This is a genomic window from Pseudomonas sp. Irchel 3E19 (assembly GCF_900187585.1).
Taxonomy (GTDB): domain Bacteria; phylum Pseudomonadota; class Gammaproteobacteria; order Pseudomonadales; family Pseudomonadaceae; genus Aquipseudomonas; species Aquipseudomonas baetica.
Genome location: NZ_FYDT01000008.1, coordinates 110,146 through 125,580 on the forward strand (window position 1 = coordinate 110,146; position 15,435 = coordinate 125,580).

General features: G+C 61.4%; 15 protein-coding genes. All 15 read left to right on the forward strand.

Annotation, left to right across the window (positions count from 1 at the left end; translation table 11 throughout):
* The first annotated feature begins 132 nt into the window (after positions 1-132).
* On the forward strand, positions 133-1,512 hold the full coding sequence (locus tag CKW18_RS07585) for a PepSY domain-containing protein (RefSeq protein ID WP_095188272.1): 1,380 nt from the start codon (positions 133-135) through the stop codon (positions 1,510-1,512).
* A 150-nt stretch (positions 1,513-1,662) separates the two neighbouring features.
* Entirely contained in the window at positions 1,663-3,786 is a 2,124-nt protein-coding gene (locus CKW18_RS07590; protein WP_095188273.1) for a TonB-dependent siderophore receptor, read from the forward strand.
* Positions 3,787-3,899: 113 nt separating this feature from the next.
* Complete coding sequence (locus CKW18_RS07595) at positions 3,900-4,688, forward strand: ABC transporter ATP-binding protein (protein WP_095188274.1); 789 nt, start codon at positions 3,900-3,902, stop codon at positions 4,686-4,688.
* Positions 4,685-5,632 carry an ABC transporter substrate-binding protein gene (locus CKW18_RS07600; protein ID WP_095188275.1) on the forward strand — a complete coding sequence of 316 codons (948 nt, stop codon included), beginning with the start codon at positions 4,685-4,687 and terminating at the stop codon, positions 5,630-5,632. Before CKW18_RS07595 ends, CKW18_RS07600 begins: the two co-directional genes overlap by 4 nt.
* Positions 5,629-6,639 carry an iron ABC transporter permease gene (locus CKW18_RS07605; RefSeq protein WP_095188276.1) on the forward strand — a complete coding sequence of 337 codons (1,011 nt, stop codon included), beginning with the start codon at positions 5,629-5,631 and terminating at the stop codon, positions 6,637-6,639. Before CKW18_RS07600 ends, CKW18_RS07605 begins: the two co-directional genes overlap by 4 nt.
* Before the next feature lie 327 nt (positions 6,640-6,966).
* Positions 6,967-8,232: an urea ABC transporter substrate-binding protein gene (urtA, locus tag CKW18_RS07610; protein ID WP_095188277.1), complete on the forward strand. Its 1,266-nt coding sequence runs from the start codon at positions 6,967-6,969 to the stop codon at positions 8,230-8,232.
* A gap of 164 nt (positions 8,233-8,396) precedes the next feature.
* Positions 8,397-9,899 carry an urea ABC transporter permease subunit UrtB gene (gene urtB, locus CKW18_RS07615; RefSeq protein WP_095188278.1) on the forward strand — a complete coding sequence of 501 codons (1,503 nt, stop codon included), beginning with the start codon at positions 8,397-8,399 and terminating at the stop codon, positions 9,897-9,899.
* Complete coding sequence (gene urtC / locus CKW18_RS07620; RefSeq protein WP_095188279.1) at positions 9,899-10,978, forward strand: urea ABC transporter permease subunit UrtC; 1,080 nt, start codon at positions 9,899-9,901, stop codon at positions 10,976-10,978. Before urtB ends, urtC begins: the two co-directional genes overlap by 1 nt.
* Positions 10,975-11,844, forward strand: coding sequence for an urea ABC transporter ATP-binding protein UrtD (gene urtD / locus CKW18_RS07625; protein WP_008078129.1), 870 nt, complete (start codon positions 10,975-10,977; stop codon positions 11,842-11,844). The genes urtC and urtD overlap by 4 nt, the downstream gene beginning before the upstream one ends.
* 133 nt (positions 11,845-11,977) lie before the next feature.
* On the forward strand, positions 11,978-12,676 hold the full coding sequence (gene urtE / locus CKW18_RS07630; RefSeq protein ID WP_008031204.1) for an urea ABC transporter ATP-binding subunit UrtE: 699 nt from the start codon (positions 11,978-11,980) through the stop codon (positions 12,674-12,676).
* Positions 12,677-12,706: 30 nt separating this feature from the next.
* The gene (locus CKW18_RS07635; protein WP_095188280.1) at positions 12,707-13,546 is read left to right on the forward strand and encodes an urease accessory protein UreD; all 840 of its coding nucleotides are present in this window, start codon (positions 12,707-12,709) and stop codon (positions 13,544-13,546) included.
* Between the two features lie 147 nt (positions 13,547-13,693).
* Positions 13,694-13,996, forward strand: a complete 303-nt coding sequence (ureA, locus tag CKW18_RS07640; protein ID WP_095188281.1) for an urease subunit gamma — start codon at positions 13,694-13,696, stop codon at positions 13,994-13,996.
* Positions 13,997-14,005: 9 nt separating this feature from the next.
* Positions 14,006-14,539 (forward strand): GNAT family N-acetyltransferase, encoded by a 534-nt coding sequence (locus tag CKW18_RS07645; protein WP_095188282.1) that lies wholly within the window; start codon positions 14,006-14,008, stop codon positions 14,537-14,539.
* A 5-nt stretch (positions 14,540-14,544) separates the two neighbouring features.
* On the forward strand, positions 14,545-15,078 hold the full coding sequence (locus CKW18_RS07650; RefSeq protein WP_095188283.1) for a GNAT family N-acetyltransferase: 534 nt from the start codon (positions 14,545-14,547) through the stop codon (positions 15,076-15,078).
* On the forward strand, positions 15,078-15,383 hold the full coding sequence (locus CKW18_RS07655) for an urease subunit beta (protein ID WP_007915947.1): 306 nt from the start codon (positions 15,078-15,080) through the stop codon (positions 15,381-15,383). The genes CKW18_RS07650 and CKW18_RS07655 overlap by 1 nt, the downstream gene beginning before the upstream one ends.
* The last annotated feature ends 52 nt before the right edge of the window (positions 15,384-15,435 follow it).

Sequence of the window (15,435 nt, forward strand, 5' to 3'; positions counted from 1 at the left end):
GAAGGCGTCGTGCCAGACGACATCGATGTTGGATGTGACGTCCCCTTCGCGAGCAGGCTCGCTCCCACAGGGAATGCGGTGTAGCAACCTGAATAAACAACTAAAAGATCCAAGCCAAGCGGAGCAAACGTGATGCAAAAGCCCAAACCGAATTTCTACAATCTGGCCTGGCGCTGGCATTTCTATGCCGGTTTATTCGTCGCGCCCTTCATGGTGATGTTGGCCCTGACCGGCATCATTTACCTGTTCAAACCCCAGCTCGATTCTCTGATGTACAGCAGCCTGCTCAAAGTTCCGGCCGGCCATCACACGGTTCCGGCCGATGACTTGCTGCAACGGGTGAAAAGCGCTTACCCACGAGGTCAGGTCACGCAGTACCTGCCGCCGCTTAACGCCGAGCGCAGTGCGCAATTCGTGGTGAAAGATGCCGGCCACGAACTCAACGTCTTCGTCGATCCATACCACGGCGACATCCTCGGCGAGCAGGATGCCAAGCAGAATCTGCAAGCCATCGCCCGCGCCATTCACGGCGAATTGATGATCGGCACTGTCGGTGACCGACTCATCGAAATGGCCGCCGGTTGGGGCGTGGTGCTGGTGGTGTCGGGGCTGTTCCTGTGGTGGCCGCGCGGTCAGGCGGCGGGAATTCTGTGGCCACGTCTGAACAGTCGCGGCCGCGTGTTGTGGCGTGACCTGCACGCGGTCACCGGGTTCTGGGGCGCGACCCTGTTGCTGGTGATGCTGCTCAGTGGCATGACCTGGACCGGCTTCTGGGGCAAGCAATACGCCCAGGTGTGGAACGTGTTCCCGGCGGCCATGTGGGACAACGTGCCGACCTCTGACGTCGAGGCGCGCAGCCTCAACAGTGCCACCCGCCAAACCGTGCCATGGGCGCTGGAAAACACACCGATGCCGATGTCCGGCGACCACGCCGAACACATGGCCCACGGCAGCGCAAATGCAGGCCCCGCCGCGCCAACCATCAGCCTGCAAGCCGTGCAGGACATCGCCACTCAACGCCAGGTCGAACCCGGCTACAGCATCACCCTGCCGACCACCGCTACCGGTGTATTCACTATCGCCGTATTCGCTGACGACCCGCGCAACGACGCGACCCTGCACGTCGATCAGTACACCGGAAAAGTCCTCGCCGATGTGCGTTTCGAGCAGTACGGCACAGTGGCCCGCGCCACGGAAATCGGCGTGATGCTGCACGAAGGCAAGATGTTCGGCACCTTCAACCAGATTGTCGTGCTGCTGATCTGCCTGATGATCCTGCTCAGCGCCGTCAGTGGCGTGGTGATCTGGTGGAAGCGCCGGCCACAGGGCAAATTCGGCGTGCCGCCGCTGCGTCATGACTTGCCGAAATGGAAAACCGGGGTGGTGATCATGCTGGCGCTGGCGGTGATTTTCCCGTTGGTGGGGGCTTCGCTGGTGGTGGTGTGGTTGTTTGATCGCCTGCTGTTGTCGCGGCTTGGTCGGCAAGCTGAATCTGCCTCACCTTCATCATGAATCAGGTGAGATGCGCGTTTTAGGCAGCTCTATAGAATGCCGGGGCTTATAATCCGGTAATTCTTAGTGTTACTGTATAACGCTAATTTGCCATTCTGCCCGCAGCCAAAAGCTGCGGGCTTTCTTTTGAAGAAGTGATTCTCCACCCCGATGAACAAGTACCTCTTGTCCAGCCTCTGTCTGTTCGCCATGAACAGCGCGCATGCCGATAGCCCAGTACTGACCCTGCCTACTGGCAGCATCACTGCGCCGGCAGTTGACGACGAAAGCGTCAGCCTCACCACTGCGACCACAGCCGGCTCGCGCCTGAACCTCAGCGCCATGCAGACCCCGGCCAGTGTCGAGAGCCTGAGCGGCGAGCAAGTTCGCGAGCGGGGTGATCGCAGCGTGCAGGACGCCGTGTCGCGCAGCACCGGCATCAGCCGCACCGGCACGCCGGGCGATGGCGGCACATCGTTACAGGCGCGGGGTTTTACCGGGCAGAGTTCGGTGATGCAGCTGTATGACGGCAATCGGATGTACAGCGGCATGGGCACGGTGACCTTTCCGGTCGACACCTGGTCGGTGGACCGCGTCGATGTGCTGCGCGGCCCCGCTTCGGTGCTGTACGGCGAAGGCGCGACCGGCGCGGTGGTCAACGTGATCCCGAAAAAGCCGTTCGCAGGCGAAATCGAAAACCATGTGCGCCTCGGCTATGGCTCCTACGACAGCCAGCAACAGGCCTTCGACAGCGGTGGTTCGCTGAGCGATACCCTGAGCTATCGCCTCAATCTCAATCGCCTGCGCAGCAACGGCTGGATTGATCGCGGCGACGCCTCCAGCGACTTCATCAGCGCCGCCCTGCGCTGGCAGGCCACTGATGATCTGGCCTTCACCCTCGCCCACGACTACGGCGACCAGCGTCCGCAAAACTACTTCGGCACCCCGCTGATCAACGGCCACTTCAAGGACAGCCTGCGCAACAAGAACTACAACGTGCGCGACGACAAACAGCACTACAACGATCAATGGACGCGGTTGACCAGCGACTGGCAGATCAATGATGCCGTCAGCGCCAGCAACGAGCTTTACTACCTCAAGGCCCAGCGCCGCTGGCAGAACGCCGAGAACTACAACTTCGACGCGGGCAGCCAACAACTGAGCCGCAGCGGTTACTTCGGCATCGGCCACCAGCAGGAGCAAGTCGGCGATCGTCAGACGTTCACCTTCAAGCATTCGCTGTTCGGCCTCGACAGCCAGACCGTGACCGGCGTCGACTACAACCGCATCCGCTTCCAGCTCGACAGCAACTCGCCGTTCAACGATGTCTTGCCCAATGGCCAACCGCTGGACCTGCATCATCCGCAACCGGGCTATTTCGAGAGCAGCAATCCATACCGCGACCAGTTCGACAGCACCACCAAACAGATGTCGGTGTTCGCCGAAAACCGCACGCAGTTGAGTGAGCGCTGGTCGCTGGTGACCGGCGTGCGTCGCGACTATGTACACGTGGATCGCAACAATCTGATCGACGATAGCCAAAGCGACAAGACCCTGACCGGCAACAACTGGAAGGCCGGGCTGGTGTTTGCGCTGACGCCCGAGACTTCGTTCTATGGCCAGGTCGCGACCAGCACCGATGGCATCGGCGGGCTTGTTTCACTGAGCCCGAGCCAGCAGCAATACGATCTGTCGACGGCCCGGCAGACGGAAATCGGCCTGAAGCAATTGTTCTGGGATCAGCGCGGCGAGTTCACGCTGGCGGCCTATCGCATCGTCAAGAAGAAGCTGCTGACCGATGACCCGGGCAACCCGACGCTCAAGCAGCAGGTCGGCCAGCAATCGTCCAACGGTCTGGAAGCCAGCCTTGATCTGCAATTGCCGCACGCCTGGCAACTGCTGGCCAACGCGGCGATTGTGAAGGCGAAGTACGACGATTTTTCCGAAGTGGTGAACGGGCAGACACTGTCGTACAACGGCAATCGCCCGGTGGACGTGCCACGACGCACTGCGAATCTGTGGCTGAACAAAGCACTTACCGATGACCTGAAGGCCGGTGCGGGCGTGCGCTATGTCGATGCACGTTACGCCGATATGGCCAACCGTAACGAGTTGCCGAGTTACACCGTGGTGGATGCGACAATGTCGTGGCAGGCCTTGCGTAACACGACCTTGGGTTTGCAGGTGAACAATCTGTTTGACCGCCGGTATGCGCAAAGCCAATACAATGGCGGGCAGCAGTGGATCCTCGGCGAGCCGAGGTCGTTTTTTGTCACTGCTGATTACACCTTTTGATTCACCGGCCCCTTCGCGAGCAAGCCCGCTCCCACATTGAAATGCGTTCCACTGTGGGAGCGGGCTTGCTCGCGAAGGCGTCATCAGCAGCACCCGATGTTTCAGAGTAGAAGATGACCTCACTGACAATCGCCAACCTCGCCTGGACACCCCTGGGCCACGGCCACTGCCATCACCAGTTCCAGCTGCGTGACGCCTCGTTGCACGTGGCCGCCGGTGAGTTCGTTGGTCTGATCGGCCCCAACGGCAGCGGCAAGACCAGTCTGCTGCGTTGCGCCTACCGTTTCAGTCAGCCGGAACACGGTGAGGTCAACCTCGGTCACCACAACGTCTGGAAACAATCCTCACGCTGGTGCGCACAACGCATCGCCGTGGTCTTGCAGGAATTCCCCGACGCCTTCGGCCTGACCGTCGAAGAAGTGGTCGCCATGGGCCGCACGCCGCACAAAGGCCTGTTCGACGGCGAAACCCTTGAGGATCAAAACCTCGCAACACAGGCGCTCAAATCAGTCGGCCTCGAAGGCTTCGAGGACCACGGCTTCGCCACGCTGTCGGGCGGCGAAAAACAGCGCGTAATCCTCGCCCGCGCCCTGACCCAGCAACCGCAACTGCTGATCCTCGACGAGCCGACCAACCACCTCGACCCGCGTTATCAACTGGAGCTGCTGCAACTGGTCAAACGCTTGCAGATCGGCACCCTCGCCAGCATCCACGATTTGAATCTGGCCGCCGCGTTCTGCGACCGACTGTACGTGATCAATCACGGTCGCATCGTCGCCAGCGGCACACCGCAAGAAGTGCTCACCACTGAACTGCTGCGCGACGTCTTCGGCGTCGACGCCTTGATCGACTCCCACCCCCTTCACGGCTACCCGCGAATCACCTGGATAACCCGACCATGACTGTGCGTTCCCTGCTTTGCGTCGCTCTTTTGTTGTGCAGTGCCCAAGCGCTGGCCGAGGCCACGAAATACCCGCTGACGGTGCAAAGCTGCAACCGTGAAGTCACCTTCACGCAAGCGCCGAAACACGCGGTCAGCCACGACATCAACATGACCCAGATGATGCTCGCCCTCGGCCTGAAATCGCGGATGGCCGGTTACAGCGGCGTCAGTGGCTGGAAGTCGGTCACCCCTGAGATGCAGTCGCTGCTCGACGGCCTGCCGGAGTTGGCCGCGAAGTATCCGTCCGTGGAAACCCTGCTCAACGCCAACGTCGATTTCTTCTTCGCCGGCTGGGATTACGGCATGCGCGTGGGCGGTGATCTCACGCCGCAGACCCTGCAACCGCTGGGCATCAACGTGTATGAGCTGACCGAGTCCTGCGCTTTCGTGATGAAACGCCCGGCCGCCTCGCTTGAAGACACCTACAACGACCTGCGCAACCTCGGCAAAATCTTCGACGTGCAGGATCGCGCCAATGCGCTGATTGCCCGGATGCAGGCGCAAGTCGCCGAAGTGCGCAAAAACCTGCCGGCCGAAAAGCCGCGGGTGTTCCTCTACGACAGCGGTGAAGACCGTGCCATGACCTCCGGCCGCCTCGGCATGCCGCAAGCGCTGATCGACGCGGCCGGTGGGCGCAACATTCTCGATGACGTCGACGCGAGCTGGACGCGGGTCAACTGGGAGACCGTGGTCGAGCACAATCCGCAGGTGATCGTGATCGTCGACTACAGCGAAATCACCGCCGATCAAAAGATTGAATTCCTGCTGAAGAACAAAGCCCTGCAATCGGTGGATGCAATCAAAAACCAACGCTTCATTGTCATCCCCTACGTGCAGGCCACACCGGGGATCGACAACGTGCTGGCCGTTGAAACACTGAGCAAAGGTTTCCACGGCGAATGATCAACCGTCGCTACGCCCTGTTGCTGATCGCCCTCGGCGCCGTGTTGTTGCTGTCGTGCGTGGTCTCGCTGGGCTTCGGGCCCGCGCGGGTGCCGGTGGATGTGGTGTGGCGGATCCTGCTGCACAAGGCGTTCGGTTTCGGCGAAGTGAGCTGGAGCGCCGGGCAGGAACACATCGTCTGGCTGATCCGCGTGCCGCGCATGTTGCTCGGTGCGCTGGTCGGTGCTGGCCTCGCACTGATCGGCGCGGTGCTGCAAGCGGTGACGCGCAATCCGTTGGCCGATCCGCACCTGCTTGGCGTCACCTCCGGGGCAACGCTGGGCGCGGTGATCGTGGTGCTGCATGTCGGTGAAATCATCGGCCTGCTGACCTTGCCGATTGCGGCGTTTATCGGCGCCTTGCTAAGCATGCTGGTGGTGTTGGCGATTGCCAGTCGCCATGGCCGGCTCGACAGCGACCGCTTGTTGCTCTGCGGTGTGGCGGTGTCGTTCGTGATGATGGCGATCGCCAATCTGCTGCTGTTCATGGGCGACCACCGCGCCAGCTCGGCCGTGATGTTCTGGATGCTCGGCGGCCTCGGTCTGGCGCGCTGGGAGTTGCTTGCAGTGCCAGCGGCCAGTGTGTTGCTCGGGTTGATCTTGCTGCTGGGCATGGCCCGCCCGTTGAACGCGTTGATGGCCGGCGAACAGACCGCCGTCACCCTCGGCCTGAACGCGCGGTCGGTACGTTTGCGGGTGTTTGTCATTGCCTCGCTGATGACCGGGGTGCTGGTGTCGATCAGTGGCTCGATCGGTTTTGTCGGACTGATGGTGCCGCACATTGCGCGGCGCCTGGTCGGTGCCGAACACCGGCGATTGCTACCGGTGTGCGTGCTGCTTGGCAGTGTGTTTCTGATCTGGGTCGACGTCGCCGCCCGCACAATGATCGCTCCCGAAGACCTGCCCATCGGCGTCGCCACGGCCGCAATCGGCGGGCTGTTCTTCATCGGTCTGATGCGCCGTCGCTGACGCTCCACCTTTCAAAACTGTGGGAGCGGGCTTGCTCGCGAAAGCGGTGTGGCAGTCAATGGATAAGGTGACTGACACGACGCCTTCGCGAGCAAGCCCGCTCCCACATTTGATTTTTGTTTACCACCAGATCGCGCCCCAATCTGGCGCGGCCGCCTGCACCAACGCTCCACGAGCGTTCCTTCATGGTGCACCCAACCCACGCGCAAGCGCTCTAAACCGACATTTTCCTGCCCATCCCCGACCGGGCACAGCCCTTGCAAAACACCCTTCAGTCGTCCGCATCTGCCAACCATAAAAAACTTTAACGTTCATGGAGATCGCACAATGAAGCGTCGCAGTTTGATCAAGGCTTTCACACTCACGGCATCCATTGCCGCGATGGGCATGACCTGGACCGTCCAGGCCGCCGAGACCATCAAGGTCGGGATTCTGCATTCGTTGTCCGGCACCATGGCGATCTCCGAAACGTCGCTCAAAGACATGGCGCTGATGACCATCGACGAGATCAACGCCAAGGGCGGCGTGAACGGCAAGATGCTGGAACCGGTGGTGGTCGATCCGGCCTCGAACTGGCCGCTGTTCGCGGAAAAGGGTCGGCAGTTGCTGACCCAGGACAAGGTTGCCGTGGTGTTCGGCTGCTGGACGTCGGTATCGCGTAAATCGGTGCTGCCGGTGTTCGAAGAACTCAATGGCCTGCTGTTCTACCCGGTGCAATACGAAGGCGAAGAGATGTCACCGAACGTCTTCTACACTGGCGCCGCGCCGAACCAGCAGGCGATCCCGGCGGTTGAATACCTGATGAGCGAAGAAGGCGGCAGCGCCAAGCGCTACTTCCTGCTCGGCACCGACTACGTCTACCCGCGCACCACCAACAAGATCCTGCGCTCCTTCCTGCACTCCAAAGGTGTGGCCGACAAAGACATCGAAGAGGTCTACACCCCGTTCGGGCACAGCGACTATCAAACCATCGTCGCCAACATCAAAAAATTCTCCGCCGGTGGCAAGACTGCCGTTATCTCCACGGTCAACGGCGACTCCAACGTGCCGTTCTATAAAGAACTGGCCAACCAAGGCTTGAAGGCGACTGACGTACCGGTGGTGGCGTTCTCGGTCGGCGAAGAAGAACTGCGCGGCATCGACACCAAACCGCTGGTGGGCAACCTCGCGGCGTGGAACTACTTCGAGTCGGTGGAGAACCCGCAGAACCAGAAATTCGTCGCTGACTGGAAAGCCTACGCGAAGAAACACAACCTGCCCGGCGCTGACAAAGCGGTGACCAACGACCCGATGGAAGCCACTTACGTCGGCATCCACATGTGGGCGCAAGCGGTTGAAAAAGCCAAGTCCACCGACGTCGACAAGGTTCGCGAAGCGCTGGCCGGCCAGACCTTTGCTGCACCGTCGGGCTACACCCTGACCATGGACAAGACCAACCACCACCTGCACAAACCGGTGATGATCGGCGAGATCCAGGCGGACGGTCAGTTCAACGTGGTGTGGCAGACCGAAGGGCCGATCCGCGCCCAGCCGTGGAGCCCGTTCATTCAGGGCAACGACAAGAAGCCGGATTACGCGGTGAAGAGCAACTGAGCCATTGGGTGTCAGCCTTGCGCTTGGCGTGAGGCCGACACAATCCCCCTGTGGGAGCGGGCTTGCTCGCGAAAGCGGACTCACATTCAACATGTCAGTCGACTGACCAACCGCTTTCGCGAGCAAGCCCGCTCCCACCATTAGTCCGCGCAAGGCGATTCTTTATGCCGACTACCCTTTACCGCTTCATCCTCGCCATCGCACTGCTGTTGCCGATGGCTGCCTTTGCCGGCGACGCCGAAGACTTCGTCGCGGCCAATCCCGTGCAGCAGGCCAAACTGCTCGAAACCTGGGCCGCGCAGCCCGATCCGGCCCGTATCGAACTGATCAACGCCCTGCAAAAAGGCGAACTGACCATCGACGGCCAAGCCAAAACCCTGCGCCTGAACAACCGCCTGCGGGGTCTGATCGACACCGCCATGGCCAGCCACCAATTGCTCGCCGCCGACGCCAAAATCCGTCTGAGCGCCGCGCAGCAATTGCAGAAAAGCGCGAAACCCGCGCAGCTGAAATTCCTCGACCAGCAACTGGCGGGTGAAAAAGATGAAAGCGTCCACGCCGCCCTGAGCCTGGCGTTGGCCAATCTGCAATTGGTCGATACCGATCCGGCGGTGCGTCTGGCGGCCGTGCGCCTGCTTGGCGAAACCGGTGATCCACTGGCGCGCACGCGCCTAGAAGGCTTGCTCGAACCCGGCGTCGAAGCGGATGCCAATGTGCGTACCGCCGCCGAAACCAGCCTCGCTCAGGTCAAACGCAAACTGCTGATCGGCGAAATGCTCGGTCAGGCGTTCAGCGGCATGTCCCTCGGCTCGATTCTGCTGCTGGCTGCACTCGGTCTGGCGATCACCTTCGGCTTGCTCGGGGTGATCAACATGGCCCACGGCGAGATGCTGATGCTCGGCGCCTACTCGACGTATGTGGTGCAGTTGATGTTCCAGCGTTATGCACCGCAGGCCATTGAGTTCTATCCACTGATCGCATTGCCGGTCGCATTTTTCGTCACCGCCGCCATCGGCATGGCGCTGGAGCGCACGGTGATTCGTCACCTCTACGGCCGACCACTGGAAACCCTCCTCGCGACGTGGGGCATCAGCCTGATGCTGATTCAACTGGTGCGCCTGCTGTTCGGCGCACAGAACGTCGAAGTGGCAAACCCGGCGTGGCTGTCCGGCGGCATTCAAGTGCTGCCGAATCTGGTGCTGCCGTACAACCGCATCGTCATCATCGCCTTCGCGCTGTTTGTGGTTGTCCTCACCTGGCTGCTGCTGAACAAGACCCGGTTGGGCCTCAACGTTCGCGCAGTTACCCAGAACCGCAACATGGCCGCCTGCTGCGGTGTGCCGACCGGGCGCGTCGACATGCTCGCCTTCGGCCTCGGTTCGGGCATCGCCGGCCTCGGCGGTGTAGCGCTGAGCCAGATCGGCAATGTCGGCCCGGATCTCGGCCAGAGCTACATCATCGATTCGTTCCTGGTCGTGGTGCTTGGCGGTGTTGGCCAGTTGGCCGGCAGCGTGCTCGCGGCGTTCGGCCTCGGTATCGCCAACAAGATTCTTGAACCGCAGATCGGTGCGGTGCTCGGCAAGATCCTGATCCTCGCGCTGATCATTCTGTTTATCCAGAAACGTCCGCAAGGCCTCTTCGCACTGAAAGGACGGGTGATCGACTGATGAACCAGCCTCTATTAGTCACGGCCACGCAAAAGGCCGGCCCCAAAGTCACGATTGCAGTTGGCGTAGTCATCCTCGCCTTGCTGATCGCATTGCCGCTGCTGTCGCTGTTGTCACCGGACAGCGCGCTGCACGTCTCCGCGTACACCCTGACGTTGGTCGGCAAGATTCTTTGCTACGCCATTGTCGCCCTGGCGCTGGATCTGGTCTGGGGTTACGCCGGTCTGTTGTCCCTCGGCCACGGCTTGTTCTTCGCCCTCGGCGGTTATGCGATGGGCATGTACCTGATGCGTCAGGCCGCCGGTGATGGCTTGCCGGCGTTCATGACCTTCCTGTCGTGGAGCGAATTGCCGTGGTACTGGACCGGCACCAGCAGTTTTGTCTGGGCCATGTGCCTGGTGGTGCTGGCGCCGGGTTTGCTGGCGCTGGTGTTCGGTTTCTTCGCCTTCCGTTCGCGGATCAAGGGCGTGTATTTCTCGATCATGACCCAGGCCTTGACCTTCGCTGGCATGCTCCTGTTTTTCCGCAACGAGACCGGGTTCGGCGGCAACAACGGCTTCACCAATTTCCGCACGATTCTGGGTTTCGGCATCACTGAGCCCGGCACTCGCGCGGTGCTGTTTCTGGCCACGGTGTTGCTGCTGGTGGCGAGTCTGTTCATTGGCTGGCGCCTGGCGCAGAGCAAGTTCGGTCGAGTACTGACAGCATTGCGCGATGCGGAAAACCGTCTGATGTTCTGCGGCTATGATCCGCGTGGTTTCAAGCTGTTCGTCTGGGTGTTGAGTGCGGTGTTGTGCGGTCTGGCCGGGGCGTTGTATGTGCCGCAAGTCGGGATCATCAATCCGAGCGAAATGTCGCCGACCAACTCGATTGAAGCGGCGGTCTGGGTCGCCCTCGGCGGTCGCGGCACCTTGATCGGCCCGTTGCTCGGCGCCGGTGTGGTCAACGGCATGAAGAGCTGGTTCACCGTGGCGTTCCCGGAATACTGGCTGTTTTTCCTCGGCGCGCTGTTCATCGTCGTGACCCTGTACCTGCCCAAAGGCGTGATCGGTCTGCTGAAGAAACGAGGTGAATCATGAGAGTCACGGCGAGCGCTGAATTCATGCTGGAGCCAGCCTTTTTCCCCGTCGAGCCGAACAAGGACGCCGGCACCAGCCGCGATTCCATCGGCCTCGGCCAACGCGTCGGCCCGGGGCTCGATACCCGCCACGGCACGATCCTGACCCTGGAAGACATCAGCGTCAGCTTCGACGGCTTCCGCGCGCTGAACAATCTCAACCTGTACATCGGCGTCGGCGAGCTGCGCTGCATCATCGGCCCCAATGGCGCCGGCAAGACCACGCTGATGGACGTGATCACCGGCAAGACCCGCCCCAGCCATGGCAAGGCGTGGTTCGGCGAAACCCTCGACCTGACGCAGATGAGCGAAGTGCAGATCGCCCAGGCCGGCATCGGTCGCAAGTTCCAGAAGCCGACGGTGTTTGAAGCGCTGAGCGTGTTTGAAAACCTCGAACTGGCGCAGAAGACCGACAAGTCGGTGTGGGCCAGTTTGCGTGCGCGCCTGAGCGGCGAGCAGAAGGATCGCATCAGCGAAGTGCTGGAGACCATTCGCCTGACCACTTCGGTCAACCGTCCGGCGGGCCTGTTGTCCCACGGCCAGAAACAGTTTCTGGAAATCGGCATGTTGCTGATGCAAGACCCGCAACTGCTACTGCTCGACGAGCCGGTGGCGGGCATGACCGACGCCGAAACCGAGTTCACTGCCGAGTTGTTCAAGAGTCTGGCCGGCAAGCATTCGCTGATGGTGGTGGAACACGACATGGGCTTTGTCGGCTCGATTGCCGACCATGTGACCGTGTTGCACCAAGGCAGCGTGCTGGCCGAAGGCTCGCTTGAGCAGGTGCAGGAAAACGAGCGGGTGATCGAGGTTTACCTCGGCCGCTGAAACTGCAAACACCTTTCCAATGTGGGAGCGGGCTTGCTCGCGAATGCGGTGTGTCATTCAACGTTGATGGCGACTGATCCACCGCATTCGCGAGCAAGCCCGCTCCCACAGGGGACTTGAGGAGAATTTGAGAATGCTGCAAGTCGACAAGCTGCACCAGTATTACGGCGGTAGCCACATCCTGCGCGGCCTTACGTTTGACGTGAAGGTCGGCGAAGTCACCTGCCTGCTGGGCCGTAACGGCGTGGGCAAGACCACCCTGCTCAAATGCCTGATGGGTCTGTTGCCGGCCAAGGAAGGTGCGGTAAATTGGGAGGGCAAGCCGATCACCACGTTCAAGCCGCACCAACGGGTACACGCCGGCATCGCGTACGTGCCACAGGGCCGGGAGATTTTCGGGCGGCTGACGGTGGAAGAAAACCTGCTGATGGGCCTGTCGCGTTTTCCCGGCTCCGAGGCCAAGGAAGTCCCGGCGTTCATCTACGAGCTGTTCCCGGTGCTGTTGCAAATGAAGCAGCGGCGCGGCGGTGACTTGTCCGGAGGCCAGCAACAACAACTCGCCATTGGTCGCGCACTGGCCAGCCGTCCGCGTTTGCTGATCCTCGACGAACCCACTGAAGGCATCCAGCCGTCGGTGATCAAGGAGATCGGCGCGGTGATCAAGAAGCTGGCGGCTCGCGGCGACATGGCGATTCTGCTGGTCGAGCAGTTCTACGATTTCGCCGCCGAACTGGCCGATCAATACCTGGTGATGTCCCGGGGCGAGATCGTCCAGCAGGGCCGTGGAGAAAATATGGAGGCCGAGGGTGTGCGTGGGCTGGTAACCATCTAACCTGTAGCTTCCTAACGATAATTAGACAATATGAACTCGACTGTCTCACCTGCCCTGTTTACCCCGAGCTGGCACGCCGAGCTGGAACTGGCCTACGCCCGTTTCGGCGACTGCACGCGCCCGGTCATGCGCCGACACCTCGGCCCGCTGCGGGTGCAAAAGCATCTGTACGCCGAGGGCCCTGAGGTCTGTCAGCACATCATCGTCCATCCACCGGGCGGCATTGCCGGCGGTGACCGGCTCGATATCAGCGTGCGTGCAGACCAGGATGCCTGGGCACAGATCACCAGCCCCGGCGCAGCCAAGTGGTATCGCGCGGCGGGGCCCGCTTACCAGAAGCTCGACTTGCAGGTGGCTTGCGGGGCGACGCTGGAATGGTTGCCGCAAGAGACCATCGTTTACAGCGCCGCCCAGGCAGAGCTCACCACGTCGATTGATCTGGAGGGCGACGCCCGACTGTTCTACTGGGACGTGGTGGCGCTGGGTCGACCGGCCAGTGGCGAGCGTTTCGATCTCGGGCACTTTCAATCGCACCTGGATATTCGTCGCGATGGTCGGTTGCTCTGGCATGAACGCCAGCGCATTGTCGGTGGTGACGGTTTGCTTGAATCGCCGATCGGGCTGGACGGGCAACCGGTGTTTGCGACGCTGTTGGTCACAGGCGAAATTGATGCTGAACTGCTTGAGCGTTGTCGTTCGCTGAGCCATGAAGTGCGTGGAGATCTGACGCAGTTGCCGGGGTTGTTGGTGGCTCGTTGTCTGGCCAGTGAGGCATTGCTCGCTCGCGCCTGGCTTATTGATCTTTGGCGTTTGCTACGCCCGGTGCTGCTAGACCGCGAAGCCCAGCCCCCCCGAATCTGGAACACCTGAAATGCAATCCAACTGTGGGAGCGGGCTTGCTCGCGAAGGCGGCGTGTCATTCACACAGATGCTGGCTGACCTACCGCTTTCGCGAGCAAGCCCGCTCCCACAGGGGATTTGTGCACATTTTTCAATCTGCCCTGATGGAACCCCACAATGGACCTGACCCCACGCGAAAAAGACAAGCTGCTGATCTTCACCGCCGGCCTCGTCGCCGAGCGCCGACTGGCACGCGGTGTGAAGCTCAACTACCCGGAAGCCATGGCCTACATCTCCGCCGCGCTACTCGAAGGTGCGCGTGACGGCCAGACCGTGGCCGAGCTGATGCACTTCGGCACGACTCTGCTGACGCGCGAGCAAGTGATGGAAGGCATCCCGGAAATGATCCCGGAGATCCAGGTCGAAGCGACGTTCCCCGATGGCACCAAACTGGTCACCGTCCACCAACCGATCGTCTGAGGCCGCGCCATGACTTACAGCATTCGCGATGCCGTCCACGCCGACCTGCCGGCGATTCGCGACATCTACAACGACGCGGTGCTCAACACCACGGCGATCTGGAACGAGTCGGCGGTCGATCTGGGTAACCGTCAGGCGTGGTTCAGCGCGCGTCAGGCCCAGGCCTATCCGATTCTGGTGATCGTCGACGCCGACAACAGCGTGCTCGGCTACGCTTCGTTCGGTGACTGGCGGCCCTTCGACGGTTTCCGCCACACCGTCGAGCATTCGGTTTACGTGCGCAGCGACCAACGCGGCAACGGTCTCGGCCCGCAACTGATGACGGCGTTGATCGCCCGGGCAAAAACCGCCGGCAAGCATGTGATGGTGGCCGCCATCGAAAGCGGTAACGCCGCCTCTATTCGTCTGCATGAGCGTGCCGGTTTCAGCATCACCGGGCAGATGCCGCAAGTGGGCACCAAGTTCGGCCGCTGGCTCGACCTGACCTTCATGCAACTGACCCTCAATCCTGGCGCGGAGCCGCCTGACGCCAACAAGGAGTGACACCGATGAACGCCGCCCAACTGCGCCGCGTCAACGCTGAAAGTTTTGCGCACTATCGTCAGGGTCTGATTGATCTGCTACTCGATGCGGTGGGGTATGGCGCCAGTGTCGGCTTCATGGCCAACCTCGATGCCGCCCAGGCCCGCGCCTATTTCGATGATGTCCAGGACAACGTCAACAAGGGCAGCGTATTGCTCTGGGTGGTGGTCAAGGACGAGCAGGTGCTGGCCAGCGTGCAGTTGGGTCTGTGCCAGAAGGCCAACGGTCTCAATCGCGCCGAAGTGCAGAAACTGCTGGTACGCGAACACGCCCGTCGGCGCGGGCTCGGCCAGCAATTGATGCAAGCGCTGGAACTGGAAGCGCCCAAGCACAAGCGCGGCATGCTTTTCCTCGACACCGAGGCCGGCTCGCCCGCCGAGGATTTCTACAAGGCTTTGGGTTACACCCGCGCCGGCGAAATCCCCGACTATGCCTGCGACCCGAACGGCACATATCGCCCGACCGCCCTCTACTACAAGATCCTGCAAGGAGCCCACTGATGATTCCCGGTGAATACCAGATCCAGCCCGGCGACATCGAACTCAACGTCGGCCGCCGCACGGTCAGCCTGAAAGTCGCCAACAGCGGCGACCGGCCGATCCAGGTGGGTTCGCATTATCACTTTTTCGAAACCAACGATGCGCTGACGTTTGACCGCGCGGCCAGCCGTGGCATGCGCCTGAACATACCGGCCGGCACGGCAGTGCGCTTCGAGCCGGGGCAGAGCCGCGAGGTGGAACTGGTCGATTACGCCGGGCATCGGCGGGTGTTCGGCTTTGCGGGGCGGGTCATGGGTGATCTTTAACGGATGTGGAGTCCGCTGCGGCCCCTTCGCGAGCAAGCCCGCTCCCACAGTT